Origin of the sequence: Pseudomonas abietaniphila (genome assembly GCF_900100795.1) — a bacterium.
Lineage (GTDB): Bacteria > Pseudomonadota > Gammaproteobacteria > Pseudomonadales > Pseudomonadaceae > Aquipseudomonas > Aquipseudomonas abietaniphila.
Genome location: NZ_FNCO01000031.1, coordinates 1 through 17,432 on the forward strand (window position 1 = coordinate 1; position 17,432 = coordinate 17,432).

Annotated in this window: 17 protein-coding genes and 1 pseudogene; 6 read left to right on the plus strand and 12 right to left on the minus strand. The window is 59.4% G+C overall.

All coding sequences use genetic code 11. The annotated features are described in order from the left end of the window. Positions 1 to 319: 319 nt before the first annotated feature. The 3 genes from mksF to mksB are packed head-to-tail and all read right to left on the minus strand — an operon-like array spanning position 320 to position 5,125. A complete protein-coding gene (mksF, locus tag BLS87_RS32375) occupies positions 320 to 3,154 on the minus strand; it encodes an Mks condensin complex protein MksF (protein ID WP_074759270.1) in 2,835 nt (944 codons plus the stop codon). Continuing rightward, the gene (gene mksE, locus BLS87_RS32380) at positions 3,151 to 3,858 is read right to left on the minus strand and encodes an Mks condensin complex protein MksE (protein ID WP_074759272.1); all 708 of its coding nucleotides are present in this window, start codon (positions 3,856 to 3,858) and stop codon (positions 3,151 to 3,153) included. The genes mksF and mksE overlap by 4 nt, the downstream gene beginning before the upstream one ends. Beyond that, positions 3,848 to 5,125, minus strand: coding sequence for an Mks condensin complex protein MksB (gene mksB / locus BLS87_RS32385; protein ID WP_074759314.1), 1,278 nt, complete (start codon positions 5,123 to 5,125; stop codon positions 3,848 to 3,850). The genes mksE and mksB overlap by 11 nt, the downstream gene beginning before the upstream one ends. Before the next feature lie 144 nt (positions 5,126 to 5,269). Here mksB and BLS87_RS32390 point away from each other — a divergent pair, with 144 nt between their 5' ends. Continuing rightward, positions 5,270 to 6,085, plus strand: a complete 816-nt coding sequence (locus BLS87_RS32390) for an energy transducer TonB (RefSeq protein WP_074759274.1) — start codon at positions 5,270 to 5,272, stop codon at positions 6,083 to 6,085. Further along, positions 6,078 to 6,530 carry a ribosomal protein S18-alanine N-acetyltransferase gene (gene rimI / locus BLS87_RS32395; RefSeq protein WP_074759276.1) on the plus strand — a complete coding sequence of 151 codons (453 nt, stop codon included), beginning with the start codon at positions 6,078 to 6,080 and terminating at the stop codon, positions 6,528 to 6,530. The genes BLS87_RS32390 and rimI overlap by 8 nt, the downstream gene beginning before the upstream one ends. Before the next feature lie 140 nt (positions 6,531 to 6,670). Here rimI and BLS87_RS32400 read toward each other — a convergent pair whose 3' ends face one another. Beyond that, entirely contained in the window at positions 6,671 to 7,084 is a 414-nt protein-coding gene (locus BLS87_RS32400; protein ID WP_074759278.1) for a serine kinase/phosphatase, read from the minus strand. Between the two features lie 150 nt (positions 7,085 to 7,234). On the opposite strand from BLS87_RS32400, the gene can reads away from it, so the two are divergent. Beyond that, positions 7,235 to 7,876, plus strand: coding sequence for a carbonate dehydratase (can, locus tag BLS87_RS32405; protein ID WP_074759280.1), 642 nt, complete (start codon positions 7,235 to 7,237; stop codon positions 7,874 to 7,876). Positions 7,877 to 8,038: 162 nt separating this feature from the next. On the opposite strand, the gene BLS87_RS35435 is transcribed toward can, so the two are convergent. Next, the gene (locus tag BLS87_RS35435) at positions 8,039 to 8,914 is read right to left on the minus strand and encodes a methyl-accepting chemotaxis protein (RefSeq protein ID WP_425262260.1); all 876 of its coding nucleotides are present in this window, start codon (positions 8,912 to 8,914) and stop codon (positions 8,039 to 8,041) included. Continuing rightward, a pseudogene (locus tag BLS87_RS35440) lies at positions 8,897 to 9,727 on the minus strand (MCP four helix bundle domain-containing protein); the annotation flags it as partial. The gene BLS87_RS35435 and the pseudogene BLS87_RS35440, both read right to left, overlap by 18 nt. A gap of 260 nt (positions 9,728 to 9,987) precedes the next feature. Between BLS87_RS35440 and BLS87_RS32415 the strand changes: the two are divergent. Continuing rightward, the gene (locus BLS87_RS32415; protein WP_244165940.1) at positions 9,988 to 10,221 is read left to right on the plus strand and encodes a BrnT family toxin; all 234 of its coding nucleotides are present in this window, start codon (positions 9,988 to 9,990) and stop codon (positions 10,219 to 10,221) included. Further along, positions 10,181 to 10,462: a BrnA antitoxin family protein gene (locus BLS87_RS32420; RefSeq protein WP_074759284.1), complete on the plus strand. Its 282-nt coding sequence runs from the start codon at positions 10,181 to 10,183 to the stop codon at positions 10,460 to 10,462. The genes BLS87_RS32415 and BLS87_RS32420 overlap by 41 nt, the downstream gene beginning before the upstream one ends. A 30-nt stretch (positions 10,463 to 10,492) precedes the next feature. On the opposite strand, the gene BLS87_RS32425 is transcribed toward BLS87_RS32420, so the two are convergent. Together BLS87_RS32425 and BLS87_RS32430 are read right to left on the minus strand one after the other, a co-directional pair. Next, complete coding sequence (locus BLS87_RS32425) at positions 10,493 to 11,143, minus strand: HD domain-containing protein (RefSeq protein WP_074759286.1); 651 nt, start codon at positions 11,141 to 11,143, stop codon at positions 10,493 to 10,495. Between the two features lie 112 nt (positions 11,144 to 11,255). Continuing rightward, positions 11,256 to 11,738 (minus strand): Lrp/AsnC family transcriptional regulator, encoded by a 483-nt coding sequence (locus BLS87_RS32430; RefSeq protein WP_279616239.1) that lies wholly within the window; start codon positions 11,736 to 11,738, stop codon positions 11,256 to 11,258. A 104-nt stretch (positions 11,739 to 11,842) separates the two neighbouring features. Between BLS87_RS32430 and mdeB the strand changes: the two genes are divergently transcribed. Further along, positions 11,843 to 14,548 carry an alpha-ketoglutarate dehydrogenase gene (mdeB, locus tag BLS87_RS32435; protein WP_074759289.1) on the plus strand — a complete coding sequence of 902 codons (2,706 nt, stop codon included), beginning with the start codon at positions 11,843 to 11,845 and terminating at the stop codon, positions 14,546 to 14,548. 175 nt (positions 14,549 to 14,723) lie between these two features. Here the strand turns inward: mdeB and BLS87_RS32440 are convergent, their stop codons facing one another. Genes BLS87_RS32440 through BLS87_RS34355 form a run of 4 tightly spaced genes read right to left on the minus strand, consistent with a single transcriptional unit; the run spans position 14,724 to position 17,390 of the window. Further along, positions 14,724 to 15,611, minus strand: a complete 888-nt coding sequence (locus BLS87_RS32440) for a metal ABC transporter substrate-binding protein (protein WP_074759291.1) — start codon at positions 15,609 to 15,611, stop codon at positions 14,724 to 14,726. 26 nt (positions 15,612 to 15,637) lie between these two features. Next, positions 15,638 to 16,507: a metal ABC transporter permease gene (locus BLS87_RS32445; protein ID WP_074759293.1), complete on the minus strand. Its 870-nt coding sequence runs from the start codon at positions 16,505 to 16,507 to the stop codon at positions 15,638 to 15,640. Continuing rightward, on the minus strand, positions 16,504 to 17,256 hold the full coding sequence (gene aztA / locus BLS87_RS32450) for a zinc ABC transporter ATP-binding protein AztA (protein WP_074759316.1): 753 nt from the start codon (positions 17,254 to 17,256) through the stop codon (positions 16,504 to 16,506). The genes BLS87_RS32445 and aztA overlap by 4 nt, the downstream gene beginning before the upstream one ends. Beyond that, entirely contained in the window at positions 17,253 to 17,390 is a 138-nt protein-coding gene (locus BLS87_RS34355) for a hypothetical protein (RefSeq protein WP_167362135.1), read from the minus strand. The genes aztA and BLS87_RS34355 overlap by 4 nt, the downstream gene beginning before the upstream one ends. Between the last annotated feature and the right edge of the window lie 42 nt (positions 17,391 to 17,432).

Below are 17,432 nucleotides of genomic sequence, written 5' to 3' on the forward strand. Positions count from 1 at the left end.
CCGATGGTAGTGTGGGGTTTCCCCATGTGAGAGTAGGTCATCGTCAAGATTAAATTCCGAAACCCCATTTGCGAAAGCAGATGGGGTTTTGTTTTTGCGCCCGGAAAAGCTTGAGAGCCCATAAGGATTGGTCGCCAGTGAGCTCCCTCCTAAAGGCCCCTGTATAGCGCTTTGGGTTTGGCGTCCTACCGTCGTGATGATCCCATTCGCTATGCCGGATGACAGGTGTTCAACTCTCCGTACGCCCAAGTTCGACTAAAAAGGCACGCACAAAAAAGCCCCGCATCTCTGCGGGGCTTTCTGTCCAACTCAGTTCAGCTTATTGCGCAGCCTCTACGGCCACTTCAACGGCTTTCACTGCTGTCACTTCGTCACGACGACGAATGTACTTCCAGTCCGCCTCATCAATGTAGATACCCGCTGGGCCACTGCCGCCTTCAAGGTCGATCGCGACGTGCGCCGACACTTGAGGCTTCACGCTCGCCAGGATGGGTACGAAGCCTAGCTGCAGGCTCGTCTCCAGCAACGCCGCCTGGTTTCTTTCGTCAATGTCAGCGGCTTCGTCCAGGTAGTAAGGCAGGCGAACGCGACCGGCCTGGTCACGGTCCATCAGGTGCAACAACAGGTACATGTTGGTCAGCGCCTTGATGGTCATGGTCGTCCCGTTGGACGCCGCACCGTCGATGTCGGTGTGGATAACCGGCTGGCTGTTCACCTTGGTGATTTCGAACGCCAACTCGAACAGGTCTTTCAGGCCCAACTGGTTATGATTCGCGGCCACGAGACGCGCCAGGTATTCCTTGGCCTCCTCGTTCTTGTTGTCTTGCTCTGCGCTCTGGCTCAGGTCGAACACTGACAGCGTTTCACCTTCTTCATACTGACCGGCGCTGTGAATGATCTGATCGATGTGCTTGAGCGCTTCTTTGTTCGGCGCGAGCACGATGCGGAAGCTTTCGAGGTTGGAAACCTGACGTCGGTTGATCTCGCGGTTGAACAATGCCAGTTGGTGTTCAAGACTGTCATAGTCACTGCGAATGTTTCGCAGCGTACGCGCAATGTCGGTGACGGCAGCACGACGAGCCTTGCCCAGTGTCAGGGCTTCATCGGTGCGGTGCGCATACGCGTTGATCAACAGTTGCAGACGGCGCTCCATGTCGTCTTCGCTGTCGAACTTGGCCACACCTTTCAGACGAACCTGCGCGTACAGCGCTTCAATCTGACCGTCGCAGCGCAGCAAACCTTGCCAGCTGTCCTGGTAGTCATTGAGCAACGGCAGCAAGTTATCCAGCGAATCGTCCACGGGCTCCATGAACGGCGTGCCGAAAGGCAGATCCGTCGGCAGCAGCTGACGGCGCCGCAGGGCGTCGTCCAGCGTGCGTTGTTTGGATTCGAGATCACCAATCTGACGGCCGACCAATTGCAGCTTGGCCGACAGTTGTTGGACGCGCTCGGTGAAAGCATCGCTGGAACGCTTGAGTTCGTCTTGAGCGGCTTCCATCTGCGCCAGTTGCTCCAGCTTCTCGCCTTCCTCTGCCGTCAAGGTCTGGGTGCGGCGGAAGTCTTCAAGCGCCTTCTGGGCGTCCAGCACCTGTTGATACAGCGCTTCAGTCTGAGTCTTGCTCGCAGCCCGGTCAGCCGCCACCGCTTGCTGGGTTTTCAGCTGCTTGAGTTCTTTCTCCAGACGTTCTTTCTGATCGCGCAATGCCGCGCGGTCAGCCAGTGCCTGCAAGGCGGGTGGTTCGATGTGGGACAGGTTGATCGACAGCCCCGGCACTTCGAAACGCTCGCCTTTGAAGCCGTCGAGAATCGCTTCCAGTGATTTGACCCACGCTTCGCCGTCGTCCAGTGCGATACCTTGTTCACCCAGCGGCAGGCTGAACAGTGCGCTGTTGAACAGGCGCATCAAACGTTCGACGTCGGGTTGCGAAAACTCTTCACGAAGACGGGCATAGCTGTTGTTGTCGGCGTGATCGAGTTGCTGCTTCACCGACTTCAGGCGCTTTTCCAGATCGCGCAGGCGCTCGTCCAGATCTTCCGCGCTGAACTGACGAGACTGAGCCAGTGCACCCGCCAGTTCATCGTGCGCATCTTTGGCAGCCAGCAGCTGTTGTTCAAGCGTTTTAACGTCGTCGACCAGCGCGAAACGATTCTTCAACACCGCCAGTTCGCCGATCCAGCGCTGGATGTTGCTGATCTCGCGCTCCAGGCGCATCAGTTCCTGAGTACCGCCACGCTGATCGTTTTGCAGCGCGTCTTGTTCGCCGCGGTAGTGCTCGGCCTGGATGACCAGCTCTTCCTTACGTGCGTTGGAGTAGTCCTGCCAAGTGCCGAGCAACGAATCGAGCAGCGGCGACAGACGATGCAGCTTGCCGCGCAAGATGTCGCGCTGTTTTACGCCGTTGGCCAGCGCTTCAACCAGGGGGCCTGCGAGCACCAGGGCGTTGTAGTCCTGTTCCATGCGACGGACATCGCGGAAGGCCTCTTCACACGCGGCAATGTAGTCGACGCTGCCGGAACGCAGGCTGTGTTCGAACGCATCAAGGAACAGCTGCTTGAGTTTGGCGGCAGTGATTTCGCGCATGTGCAGCAAGTTGATGAACAGCGCGCGGAATGTCTTCAGGCTCTGCTCACTGGTCGAGCGCAGTGGGATCAGGGTCAGGTCCAGAGGGATCGACGTGTGACCGCCAACCAGCAAGCGACGCAGTTCATCAGGTTTAAGCTCGTAGGCTTTCAGGCCCTGGCTTTCCAGATTGGCAAACAGTTCTTTCTGGCGCAGGCAGGTGTCGTTCTTCTGGTAATGGGCCAGATCCAGTTTGCCGGCATAGGCGAAGAACTGGTGACCGAAACCGCCACCCGGGCCGCGACCGACCACGCCGATCACGTGCGGGCCGTGAGGCAGCGCAACTTCCACCAGGATGTAGCTGGTGTCTGTCGCGAAGTAAAAGCGGCGCGACTGATCAAGGCTGTACTTGCCGAAGCTCATGTCCGACATGCGCGCCAGAATCGGGAATTGCAGCGCGTTGATCGAGGCACTCTTGCCAAGGTTGTTTGCGCCATAGACCGACAGCGGGTGTTCCAGCGGAAACAGCCCGAGGCTGTAACCGGCCGTGTTCAGCAGGGCGAATCGGCGGATGCCGTAGCGTTCCTGGCTCATGCATCAAGCTCCTGTTCTTCGGCGATCGCGCGGGCAAGGGCCTGCTCTTCGGATTCTTCTGTTTCCTCAAACTCGGCCAGATCCAGCGGGTCGTCGGTCTGCAGCAGTTTTTCGTCGCTGTCATCGTCGATCAACACCGGCGTCGGCAACGGCAGATCGCTGTGCAGACTGGCGGCCAGATCCCGGTCCTGCTGGACCGACAGGCAGACATCAAGGAAGCGGTGCATCGGCGGCAGGAAGCGGTAGATGCCCACTTCTTCGGAGGCGAAGCCGAGTTGAGTCATGCGGCGCATGATTTTCTCTTCCAGCTCTTCCTGGGTCTGCACCTCGGCCTGAAGAAACAGGTCGCGGTACTTTTCCAGCAGCGACGGGAGTTCATCACGGCCCAGGCTGCCACCGTCCAGAACGGCGACCGGGTCGCGACCCTGGTCAGCCAGGTGCTCGACAAGGATGAACGTGAAGAGCGCCAGGCGTTGCGCGGTCTTGTTGACTTGTGCGGCGGCCAGGTCGGGTACGAAGTAATAGAAGCCGCGGGTGTCGCAGACCAGCTCGAAACCGAGCGCCTTGAACAGTGTGCGGTATTGGTCCTGGACGTTCGACAGTTGGGCGTACAGCTCCGGATCGCGGCGGCTGATGTGATAACCCTTGAACAGCTCGCGAAAGATCGGCGCGAGCTGGGACATTTCGGATAGATCAAGATGCATGGGCGGTGCCCTCGGAATTCTCTGGGGTTGCGTCTTTGCTCGAGAGCAGGGCGAAGGAGCGCAGGCTGACGCGGTGCTCCTGGGTCAGGTATTCGCGGCGTTCGAGGCGCTCGCGTTTGAAGCGTTTTTCCCGCGACAGGCGCGAGAACCAGTACAGCAATTCGTCGGTTGCACCGGTCGGCTCCTGCTCCAGCAGCCAGACCATCAGGTCCGGCATCGGCAGGGCTTCTTCGCACCGCTCGACCATCTCCTTGACCGTGCGTGGCGCTTGAGGACGCTCACCTTTACGGGTCACGCTGGCCTTGGGGAATCGCGCCGGTTTGGCTTCAAACCGCGCCAGGGCGTAGACGTAAGCTTCGACCTGATTGGCGCTGCCGAGGAAGGTGCTCTGCGGACGCGTGAACATCGGCATGGCTGCCTGCGGCACGGCGTCGATGCCTTTGCGGCGAATGGCCGACAGCGCGAGCGCTGCACCCCGAGTCACGGCATTGTGGCGACGGGCTTCCTCACGCAGCGGTAGCAACAGTTCACGCGCGTGACGCAACGTCAGTTGAGCGCTGGTCTGCATTTCAAGGATGCGCGCGTGGGTGCGCAGCAGCATGTCGTCGTCAACCAGATGGCCGAGGCGCTGTTGATCGGTGAGCATGCGCAGCAGCACGTTCTCTACCTTGCGTACGCCTTGTTCGAACGCGCCGTCAGCGTTTACCAGTTGAATCATCGGCTCGACGTATTCGTCCCACGTCGCGAGGACTTCTGCATAGCGCTGGCGCAGCGGGATCTGCCGGTCGCTGGTCTTGGCGCGTTCGGCCACAGCGACCAACGCCTGCTCGTCGTTCGCCAGCTTTTTCAGGACGTCGCGCACGCGCATGTCGAGCAGGCGCAGTTGCCGGGCGAGGTCGTTGGCATCGCGCGCTTCAAAGGCTTCCTGGATATAGCCGGCCAGGCGCTCCAGATGGCGCAAATAGGCTTCGATTTCCAGGCACAGGCCCAAGCGGTGTTCGCGTCGCAGGTATGACAGAAAGTCGTGGATCTGCGCGTTCAGCTCGAAACGGTTCGGGCTCTTGGCCACGGGAACCAGAATGTCGAGACGAATCCACACATCCAGCAGGTTGGTGATGTCCTGTGGCGTACTTTCCAGTTGCTGGGCGGCCAGTTGCAGACGCAGTTCGCTCAGGCTCAAGGTGCCTTGGTCGAAATGCTCGCACAGTGGCTCAAGAAGCGCCCAGTGTTCGGCAAGGGCGCGCAGGACGCGCTTAGGTTCGATCATCGGATGGCCGCTGGTTGGCAAATAAAAGCGGCAATTGTACTGCATCGCAGCCGATGGTTTTCACCCTCAGTCGATCAACTGCGGCGTGATTCGTCGAAGGTCTGTAGAATCCCCCTCCTGACTTTATCCACAGGTGGCTGTCCCTTGCTCAACGAGCCTCGCCGCCGCGCTTATCTGACCGCCATGCAGGTGGTCAGCTGGCTGCCGCGCACCGAACTGCCCTTTGCCGCGCCTTCGCGTCCGGAGCTGCTTGCGCCGTTGCCGGTGTTCGAAGACGCCGCCGTGGAGGAGGTGCGTTCGGCCGGTGTCTCGCAGGTAAGCCAGACGCCTGCTGCCAGCAGCCCGGCGCCGGTTGCGCGTACGGTCGAGCGGCCGAAAATCGAGATTCCCCGGCCATCCGCCACCGTTAAGCCGACGGTTGCCAAGGCTGATAAAGACGAAGACGCTGCTCCAGCCGTCGCCAAGGCTCCAGTTGTGCCGCCGCCACGCTTCGCGCTGCAATTGCTGCGCGCTGGCAAGTGCCTGTTGCTGGTCGAGCTGGCAACCGGCGAGCCGTTTCAGAGTCGTGATCCTTCGTATCTTCTGCTCAAAGACATGTTGCGGGCTGCCGGGCTGCCGGACAGTCCGCAGATTATCGGCGAGCCGGTGCGTTGGCCGTTGCTGGTCCGTGGACAGATGAATCAAGGGCCGGAAGCCGCACGCGACTTTGTTCAAGGGTTTCTCTACGCCCGCACCGAAGAAGAACCTTGCACCTGTTTGTGGCTGATCGGGCTGCCAGCGGTGCGTTTTGCCGGTGAGGCCGACGCCGAATCCTACAATTTAGAATTCCAGGTCGAAGGCCTGGGTTCGGCCTGGGCGCTGCCGGGTCTGGAACTGTTGATGGACGAGCCTCAGCGCAAGGCCGACGTGTGGCGCGCCATGCGTAAGCTTATGGGGCGTTGGAAGAGCGTAAATGAGTGATGCCGTAACGTTTCGCCGCATGACCGAAGCCGATCTGGATGCGGTATTGAAGATTGAATACGCAGCATTCAGTCACCCTTGGACGCGCGGAATTTTTCTCGATGGTCTGAAATCCTACGAAATCTGGTTGATGTTCGAGGGCAATCAGCAAGTCGGCCATGGCGTGATCAATGTCATTATCGATGAAGCTCATCTGCTCAACATCACCGTCAAGCCTGAAAGCCAGGGCCGTGGTTTGGGGTTGCTGTTGCTGGACAAGTTGATGAAGCGCGCTTATGAGCTCAACGGTCGTGAGTGTTTCCTGGAGCTGCGAGCCAGTAACCAGTCGGCCTATCGGCTGTACGAGCGTTATGGCTTCAACGAAGTGGGCCGCCGTCGAGACTATTACCCGGCGGTTGGCGGGCGCGAAGATGCGCTCGTGATGGCGTGTACGCTGGTTGACTGATTTCGCCCTGCGCCAACACTGCGGGAGCGAATTCATTCGCGAACATTCGTGTATCCGAGAGAGATGCATCGGATGGGTGAATTTTCGCGAATGAATTCGCTCCCACAGGTACAAACGTTGTCATTCCTTAGAAATGAACATCACACGCCCGGCTTGCCGTCCAGCGGGTCCAGAATCGCCATTTCTTCTTCGTCCAGACCGCCGCCCGCGCCGATTTCATCTTCGTCGACAATACTCAAATCAAAGTCTGCCGGTCCGTCTTCTCCTCTCTCTCGGGGAGAGCGCGCGCCGTCTTCGCCGATCAGGGTTTCCGGGCTCATGTCATCGTCGGTCGGGTTGTGATCGTCGGTCGATGCGCCGGTCATCCCTGCTTCGCGGACACGTTCGTCGGGAATATAGGTTTCCAGCTCATCCTCGGGGATCATGTCACCGATACGTCCGCTGGGCTCGTTACTGTCGTTGAAGTTGAGCTCTTCCATCGAGCCCATGCGGTCTTCGTTGTCATCGATCGGTTCGGGCTGCGTAGCACCGTAAGGTCGGCGTGAATCGTTCATGGCAAATCCTCATTGTGTGCGGTCTTAATTGGGTGGACCGGGACGCACGTTGAAGATTCCCTCCGGTTCTCGATCGGTAGTGGCAAAACGGAGTGACCTGAAGCGCCGAGCCCCAGTCATAGCTGAGCATCATTTCCGAGGCATCAACGCATGAACGAACTACAAGACTTGATCGACAACAACGAACGTTGGGCTGCTGCCATCAAGGAAGAAGACCCTGAGTTCTTTGCCAAGCTGGCTCGCCAGCAGACGCCGGAATTCCTCTGGATCGGTTGTTCGGACGCTCGTGTCCCCGCCAATGAAATCGTGGGCATGCTGCCGGGCGATCTGTTCGTACACCGCAACGTCGCCAACGTCGTGCTGCACACTGACCTGAACTGCCTGTCGGTGATCCAGTACGCGGTCGATGTGCTCAAGGTCAAACATATCCTGGTCACCGGCCACTACGGCTGTGGCGGCGTGCGCGCGTCCATGCAGGACCGCCAGTTCGGCCTGATTGACGGCTGGCTGCGGACGATTCGTGATCTGTACTACGAGAACCGCGAGCTGTTGAGCAAGCTGCCGACCGAAGAAGAACAAGTCGACCGCCTGTGCGAGCTGAACGTGATTCAGCAAGTGGCCAACGTTGGCCACACCAGCATCGTGCAGAACGCCTGGCATCGCGGACAGAAACTGTCGATCCATGGTTGCATCTACGGCATCAAGGACGGTCGCTGGAAGAGCCTGAACGCCACGATCAGCGGTTTTGAACAACTGCCACCGCAATATCGGTTGCGTCCATTGGGTGAGTGATTTGCGAGGTCGTCGCGTCTGGCTGTGACGAAGTGTGTTCGACGTTTGTACGGATGGCGCACGAGCGCGTTCGCCCGCACTGCGGTGTGGCAGTGACACGGATGTCGCCGGACCGCGTTGCAATCGCGGGCAAGCGCGCTCCTACAGTGTGGCCACCTCGGTCTACAACACGAACCGCTGCACCATCGTGTTCAGGTCCGTGGCGAGCATGGCCAAGGCGTTGCTGGCCACGGTCGTTTGCTGGGCGCCCGACGCTGATTGTGTCGATAGATCACGAATGCTGCTCAGGTTGCGATCCACTTCGTTGGCGACCGCTGCCTGCTGCTCGGCGGCACTGGCGATCAGGACATTACGATCACTGATGGTCGACGTCGAACTGATGATCACCGTCAACGCCTGACTGGTGGCTGCGGCCTGCTCCAGCGTCTGGCTGGCCTGAGAGGCGGTCACTCGCAGGGTTTCGGCGGTCTCCTGAGTGCTTTTTTGAACATCGTTGATCAGGCTTTCGATCTCGGTGGTCGAGGCGCTGGTGCGTTGGGCCAGTGATCGCACCTCGTCAGCCACGACGGCGAAGCCGCGACCCGCTTCACCCGCGCGAGCGGCTTCGATGGCGGCGTTCAGCGCCAGCAGATTGGTCTGATTGGCGATGGCGCGAATGACTTCGAGGATCTTGCTGATGCTCAAGGTGCGCTCGGCAAGACCATCGGCCTGATGCGAAGAATCGAGGACGTTGTCAGTCAGTTCCTTGATTGAATCGATGGTTCCGGTCAGGCGCAAGCGCCCTTCGGCGGCGGCTTCGTTCGAGGCTTTGGATTCGTTCGACGTGTTGGTGGCGTTATCGGCAACCTCTACGGCCGCCTGACTCATCTGGTTGACCGCCACGGCCGCCTGTTCGATTTCATCGTTTTGCAGCTGCAGGTTTTTTGCACTCGCGTCGGCGATGGCGCCCATTTCCTGTACCGACTGACTCAGCTGGCTGGCGGCGGCGTAAATTTGATCGATGGTACCGTGTAGATTGCTGCGCATTTGGCCGAGCATCTTCAGCAGCTGCGCGGTTTCGTCCTTGCCTTCCGGAATGGGCTGCGGACTCAGGTCGCCTTCGGCAATCGTGCGGGCGATCTGCAGGGATTGGCGCAGAGGGCCGATGATGCTCACGCTCAGGCGCCAAGCCAGTAGCAGCGTCAGCACCAACGCGACAACGATGGCGCTGACCGCGATGATGCGGGTCTGATGGAAACGCGCGCCGCCGGCATCGACGGCCGCCGCGGCGCTTTGCTTGTTCAGCTCTCGGAGCAATTGAACCTGCATGTCCATCAAGTCGCCCTGCATGCTCAGGGTGGTGTTGAGCAGCATGCGCGCGTCGTCGAGCTTGCGCTGCTCGATCAAGCTTGTCTCGTCATGCAACCCTGGCATGAACGCCGCATAAGCCTCTTGCAGGGCTTTGATGGAGTCGCGTTCGGTGCTGTCCGTGGCATGAGCCAGGTAATCGCTGAAGCTTTTCTCGACCTCGTTCTTCAACTGCTCGATGTTGATCTTGCTGGTCACCACCGCGCCAGGATCGTCAGCATTGGCGATCAGACGCGCGCTTTCCCCGCGCAGCTTGATCAGGTCGATGGCAATAGCATCCGCCATGGCGATACTCGGCAGCGAACCGCTTTCCACCGCCTCACCCTGGTCCCGGATGTTTTGCATCTGCAGCAGACAAAACACACCGAGCGCGACCAGCAACAGGGCGGTCACGCTAAAACACAGCACCAGCCGCTGAGCAATCCGAAAGCGCCGCAAGAAAGCAGGCCTGGAAGAAGGACGGACTAAACCACGGAGAAACCTTTTCACAGCAACCAATCCCATCGAATACACCGGAGACTTGGTTATAGAGACGTTCCGTGATGTCTTTGTGACATCGAAAAAGAAATGTTTCAGATTTGTTGTGTTTTGAGGGCGGTCCGATGAACGGTGCGGCTGTGAAAGCCACAAGGCTCTATCCAGGCTTTTTCAGCGTAGGTTGTGGGATCTTTCTGAACCTCTGTCCAAGCCATTGTTAGATTATTTTCTGTACATACAATAATTCGATCCAGATAATCTTCGATATCGTTAAGCGCGACAAAACACTGCTCGAACGTGGTCTTGATTTTGCCGATGCAAATGCTGTGTTTGCGGGTAGGCATCTGACGGCAGAGGATGTGCGGCATGACTATGGCGAGCGCCGCTTCATCACAGTAGGGATGCTGCTGGAGCGTTTGGTCGTTCTGGTCTGGACACCGCGCGGCGCGGCTCGCCGCATCATTTCCATGAGGAAAGCCAATGAGCGCGAACAAAACCTCTATCGGCACCGCCTGGGTTGATCCGGACGATGCTCCTGAACTTTCGGACGCTTTTTTTGAACAAGCGGATGAGTATCAAGGTGAACAGCGGGTCAAACGAGGACGGCCAAAGTCTTCGATTGTGCGCGAGCGCATCACGATTCGTCTTGAGCACGAAGTTGTTCAACAATTCAAAGCCTCCGGCCCGGGCTGGCAAACGCGAATGAACGCTGCGCTGGTGGACTGGCTGAAGACGCATGAACCTTCAGAGATCTCGCTCTGATCGAAATGTCTTCTGCCTTAGGTAGTCAGCTCAGGCCCCGATCTCATCCATGAATTCCTGCAAAAAACGCTGTGCACGGTCATGCCTGACCTGCGCCATCTGCCTGCCCGTTGCCGTCTGAAAGCCCTGAACCAAAGTAAAAATCTTGGTCTTGAAGTGATCCACGGCGAAGCGCTTGTCGTCCAGTTCGCGATGTCGTGCTTGTGGGTCGTGAGCGTCGTAGAGCTGGCTGCCCATGCGGCCGGAAACATAGAACAGCCGGGCCACGCCGACCATACCGATCGCATCAAGACGGTCGGCGTCCTGAAGGATTCTGGCTTCCAGCGTAGTAGGCGTAATATTGGCCGAGAAGCTGTGGCATTCGATGGCGTGTGCGACCGCTTGCGTGCGCGCTTCGTCCCAACCCATTTGCGCCAGCAACTCGGTGGCTTTCGCCGCCGCAAGGCGTGACGCACTGGCGCGAAACGGCGAGTTCTTTTCCACGGCCACGCAGTCATGCAGCAGGGTTGCGGCGAGCAACGTTTGATGATCGCCGCCTTCCTTGTCGCGGATCGCGCAGACGTTGCTCCAGACCCGGTGCAGGTGCGAGACGTCGTGAGAACCATCGACTTTTTCGGCCACCGTGTGGGGGATCAGCTTGTCAGCGAGGTCTTGAAACGGCGCGAAAGAGAGGGCGGTCATTGAGCTTCCTTTTCATCAATGCTGGCGGCTGTCGGGTGCGCCAGCATACAGGCATTGACCCGCCGGACCGGCGTCCGGTTCGACAGATGCAGGATCGCCCGGTTCATTGGCATCAAGGCCGCAACGGCAGAGCGGTTTTGTAACGTACCTGTTTGAGCGAAAGGCTGGAGCGGATCTTCTCCACCTCTGGCATGGGCGACAGGCGTTCGATGATGAAATGTTCGAGGGCCTGCATGTCGGCCATCACCACGCGCAGCAAATAGTCCGCGTCGCCGGTCATCAGGTAGCACTCCATCACTTCTTCGCACTCGCAGACCCGGCGCTCGAAATTCTGCAGCGCTTCGCGGCTTTGCTCTTTCAGGCTGATGGAGATGAACACGTTCAGCCGCAGCCCCAGATGTTCGGGCGCCAGCAGTGCAACGTATTCGCGAATGCAGCCGGAGGCTTCCAGCGCTTTGACACGTGCCAGGCAGGGTGAGGGTGACAGGTGTACGCGTTTGGCGAGTTCAACGTTGGACAGACTGCTGTCTCGTTGCAGCTCGCGAAGGATTTTCAGGTCAATGCTGTCGAAGTTCATCGTGCTTCTATTTTCCATTTTTAAAGCGTTTTATGCCGTTGAATGGCAATCCTTTTGCTCAGATCGGTCATTAAATCTGCACGCTGAAGCATAGACTTTTCCTTAATCAACGGGAGGTGTCCATGAGCCATTTCGATTCCAGTATTTCCGCAGCCGAGGCCGCGCGAAGCCATCACGATCAGTTGGAAATCAGTGAGTGGCAGGAAGCGCTGATGTCGCTTGTGGATAACGCAGGCCCCGAGCGCGCGCGCGAAATTCTCGAAAGGTTGGCGCAATTGGCGCGTGATCCGAAAATCGGCTGGCAGCCTGCATTTGGAACGCCGTACATCAATACGATTGGTGTGGCCCAGCAACCGGCGTTTCCGGGCGATCTGGCCATTGAGGAGCGTCTGGCATCATTGATGCGCTGGAACGCCCTGGCCATGGTGGTGCGCGCCAACCAGGCTTACGGCGAACTGGGTGGACACATCGCCAGCTATGCCAGCGCCGCCGATTTGTTCGAAGTAGGATTCAACCATTTCTTCCGTGCCAAGGGTGATCAACATGGCGGCGATCTGGTGTTTTATCAGCCGCATTCGGCGCCGGGCATTTATGCGCGGGCGTTTCTCGAAGGACGCTTGAGCGAGGAAGATCTGACGCACTATCGCCAGGAGATCGGAGCGGTGAAAGCCGGTGCTCGCGGTCTCTCAAGTTATCCACACCCCTGGCTGATGCCTGACTTCTGGCAGTTCCCCACTGGCTCCATGGGCATTGGCCCGATCAGCTCGATTTATCAGGCGCGGTTCATGCGCTATCTGCAGCACCGCGGTTTGCAGGACACCTCGACCCGGCATGTCTGGGGCGTCTTCGGCGACGGTGAGATGGATGAGCCGGAAAGCATGTCCGCGCTGACCCTGGCAGCGCGTGAAGGGCTCGACAACCTGACATGGGTGGTCAACTGCAACCTGCAGCGTCTGGACGGGCCGGTGCGAGGCAACGGTCGGATCATCGATGAGCTCGAGGCGTTGTTCAGCGGGGCGGGCTGGAATGTGATCAAGCTGGTCTGGGGTTCTGACTGGGACGCTCTGTTTGCCCGGGATCACGATGGCTCACTGGTCCGCGCGCTGTCGCAGACCGTTGACGGTCAGTTCCAGACCTTCGCGGCCAAGGACGGTGGGTATAACCGCGAGCATTTCTTTGGTCAGAACGAGGCACTGCGTCAACTGGCTCAAGGCCTGACTGACGAGCAGATCGATCGGCTCAAGCGTGGCGGCCATGACCTGGTTAAAATCTTTGCCGCTTATAGCGCTGCCACTCGGCACAAAGGCCGTCCGACCGTGATTCTTGCGCAGACCAAGAAGGGCTTCGGCATGGGGGAGGCCGGGCAAGGCAAGATGACCACGCACCAGCAGAAAAAACTGGATCGTGAAGCGCTGATCAACTTCCGCGACCGCTTCAATTTGCCGCTGACTGACGATCAGGCCGAGGGCCTGAGCTTTATCAAGCCCGAGCGCCACAGCGCAGAAATGCGTTATCTGCAGCAGCGCCGTCAAGCCTTGGGCGGTTCGATGCCCAGCCGTAGCAGCGTCGCGTCCAGCATCGCGGTGCCGGCGCGGGAATCCTGGGCCAGCTTCGCTACGCAAGCGGGTGGCAAGGAGATGTCGACCACGATGGCGTTCGTGCGGATGCTCGGCAACCTGCTCAAGGATAAACAGCTCGGTCCGCGCGTGGTGCCCATCGTGGCGGACGAGGCCCGCACATTCGGCATGGCGAATCTGTTCAAGCAGATCGGGATTTACTCCAGCGTCGGCCAGCGTTACGAGCCTGAGGACATCGGGTCGATTCTGAGTTATCGCGAGGCCACCAACGGCCAGATTCTGGAAGAGGGCATCAGCGAGGCCGGGGCGATCAGTTCGTGGGTGGCGGCGGCCACCAGTTACTCCGCTCATGGCCTGCGCATGCTGCCGTTTTATATCTATTACTCCATGTTCGGCTTTCAGCGTGTCGGCGATCTGATCTGGGCCGCAGCCGATCAGCGTGCGCGTGGATTCTTGCTGGGCGCCACGGCAGGCCGAACCACGCTGGGCGGTGAGGGCTTGCAGCATCAGGACGGCTCCAGTCACCTGATGGCCTCTACCGTACCGAATTGCCGTGCTTACGATCCTGCGTTCGCCGGCGAGTTTGCGGTCATCCTCGATCACGGCATGCGCCAGATGCTGGAGCACGATGTCGATGAGTTCTACTACGTCACGCTGATGAATGAAAACTACGCTCAGCCTTCGCTTTTGGAAGGGGTTGAGTCATCGATCATTCGCGGCATGTACCGTTTCGGTCACCGGGCAGCCGGCAGCGCCCGAGGCAAAGTGCGCCTGATGGGGTCAGGCACGATACTGCGTGAGGTGATTGCAGCCGCTGAGTTGCTGGCGCAGGACTGGCAGATCGACAGCGAAATCTGGAGCGTCACCAGCTTCACCGAACTGGCGCGAGAGTCACGTGAGGTCGAGCGCTGGAACCGCCTGCATCCTCAGCACGAGAAGCGCGCGAGTCATCTGGATGAGTGTCTGCCCAAAGGCGCCCCTGTGATTGCCGCATCGGACTACGTGCGAGCGCTGCCGCAGCTGATCGGGTCTTACGTGACGAGTGATTACACGGTACTGGGCACTGACGGTTTTGGCCGCAGCGACACCCGTGCGCAGTTGCGGGGTTTCTTCGAAGTCGACCGGTATCACATCGTCCTCGCGGCCGTGACCGCGTTGGTGGAGGAGGGGACGTTGGCGGCTGATGTTGCCGTTCAAGTGATCGAGAAATACGGGATTGAGGCTGACAGCGAAGCGTCTTGGGCGTGCTGACTTTGCGCGGAACAACCTGTGGGAGCGAATTCATTCGCGAAAAATAGTTCGGCCGACACAGCTTTATCGGCTGTTCCGCCGCCTCGCGAATGAATTCGCTCCCACCGTTAAAGATTGCGCCGTGACAGAGAGAGATGATCATTTCGGTTCAGTGATGCAGCAATCATCCCGGTCATTACTGCCCTTTCATCGCCGCCGTCATCTTGTCCACGTTGTAGCGAAACATCTTCACGTAGGTGGGTGCCGGGCCGTCGGCAGGCGACAACGACTCCACGTACAACTCACCGCCCGGGTGCGCGCCGCTGGCTTTTGCGATCTGCTGCACCAGGCGCGGGTCGCCGGAGTTCTCGAAGAAGTAAGCGCTGACATGTTCATGCTTGATCTGAGTGATCAACTTGCCGACATCAGCGGCTGACGCTTCGGTTTCCGTCGAAAAACCCAGCGGCGACAGGAAGGTCACGCCGTAGGCGTCACCGAAATAGCCAAAGGCATCGTGAGAAGTCAGCACCTTGCGCTGCGCGACCGGGATGGCGTTGATCTGCGCACGTGCGTAGGCGTCCATGTCCTGCAATTGCGCGATGTACTTGTCGCCATTTGCCTTGTAGTCAGCCGCATTTTCCGGGTCGGCTTTCTGCAGTGCTTTGATGATATTTCTGACGTAGACGATGCCGTTTACCGCGCTATTCCAGGCATGCGGGTCGGTGATTTTCTTCCCGTCTTCTTCCATGCTGCGGGTCATGATTCCGTTGGACAGCACCACCGGTTCGCCCTTGTAACCGGACGCCGTGATCAGGCGGTCCAGCCAGCCTTCCAGATGCAGACCGCTGACGAACACCACGTCGGCTTTCTTCAAGGCCTGCGCGTCATTGGGTGTCGGCTCATAGACATGTGGGTCGCCATTGGGCCCGATCAGCGAGGTGACGTGGACGTGATCGCCGCCCACGTTGTGCACCATGTCGGCGATGACCGTGAAGGATGCGACGGTTTCCAGGGTTTTTGCCTGGGCGAAGTTGGCCAGGCCCGACAACGCCAGTGCGGCGGTCAGAAGCGTCAAACGTTTCATGTGATTTCCTTGCGATGAGAGAACGATCAGCCGGACAGGTGAACCCTCGGGAACAGACGGCGCAGAAAACCGCTGCGTCCAAAGAACAGTGAGAACAGGTAGAAGGCGCTGGCGGTCAGGACGATGGCCGGCCCCGACGCCACGCTGGCGTGGTAGGAAACGATCAGGCCGATGAAGCCGGACAGCGTTGCGACGACGGTAGAAATCACGATCATGCCGGTTAGCGAGCTCGACCAGAAACGCGCAACGGTCGCTGGCAGCATCATCATGCCGACGGCCATCAGCGTGCCCAGGGCCTGAAAGCCCGCGACCAGGTTAAGCACCACCAACAGCAGAAACAGCACGTGATACAGCGATCCGCGCCCGCCGACAGCCCTCAGAAAACCGGGATCGAAGCATTCCAGGATCAGCGGACGATAGATCAGCGCGAGCAATATCAGCGTGAAGGAGGCGATGGCGCCGACCATGAAGATGGCCTGATCGTCGATGGCCAGAATGGTGCCGAACAGCACGTGCAGCAGGTCGACGTTGGAACCGTGAAGCGAGACGATCAGGACCCCGGCGGCGAGCGATGTCAGGTAGAAACTGGCGAAGCTGGCGTCCTCGCGCAGGGTGGTGAAACGACTGACCAGGCCCGACAGCAGTGCGACGGCAAGCCCGGCAATCAATCCGCCAAACCCCATCGCTGGCAGTGACAGCCCTGCGAACAGGAAGCCCACCGCCGCGCCCGGCAGAACCGCGTGGCTCATGGCATCACCCACCAGACTCATGCGCCGAAGCATCAACAGCACGCCGACGGGGCCTGAGCCGATACCCAATGCCAGGCAAGCCACCAGCGCGCGGCGCATGAAACCGAAATCGACAAAGGGCTGAATCAGCAGGCTATAGAGCGTCACAGCGCTGCCTCCTGTTCGACATCGCACGCTTGCGCGTCAGGGCTCCAGTGCTCGGCCATGTTCTTGGCGCGGCGCAAGTTGTCGGCATGGAGGATGTCGGCGGTGTTGCCCCACGCGATAATTTCGCGAGCCAGCAGCAACGTGCTGGGGAAATGCTGGCGGACTTGTTCGATGTCATGCAGCACCGCGATCACGGTACGGCCTTGACCGTGCCAGGTGCTGATCAGCTTGAGCAGGTCGCGCGTGGTACGGGCGTCGATGGCCGTGAAGGGCTCGTCCAGCAGGATCACCGAAGCGTCCTGCAACAACAGTCGGGCGAACAACACCCGTTGGAATTGCCCCGATGACAACGAGCTGATGCTGCGGCCTTCGAAGCCTTCCAGACCCACCGCTTTCAACGCTTCTCGTGCCTGTTCTGCATGCTTGCGCGAAGCGCCACGAAACGCACCGATGCTGCGCCAGGCGCCCATCATCACGGTGTCCGCCACGCTCAACGGAAAGCTGCGATCAATCTCGGCGGCCTGTGGCAGATAGCCGATGTGGCGGGTCGCCAGACTGCCACGGTCCACGCGTCCCATGGCAGGTTTCAAGGTGCCGGCGATGGCTTTGATCAAGGTCGATTTGCCCGCGCCGTTGGGCCCGACAATCGCCGTGAGGCTCCCGGCGGCGAATCGCCCGCTGACGTGATGCACCGCCGGGCGGCGTTCGTACGTGACCGTGAGGTCGTGCAGATCGATTGCCGCACTCATGGAATCGCCACCGCCCACGCAATGCCGATCCACAACAGCGCAAGCAAGGTCAGTGAAACCAGCACGCGCTTACCTGCGGACTGAGCGAGCGCGGACGTCGCGATATTCGGGGAAAGTCGAGGAGCAGGTTTCACGGAAAGACGCCTGAAATGTTTTGTTATAGTATTACATCACTA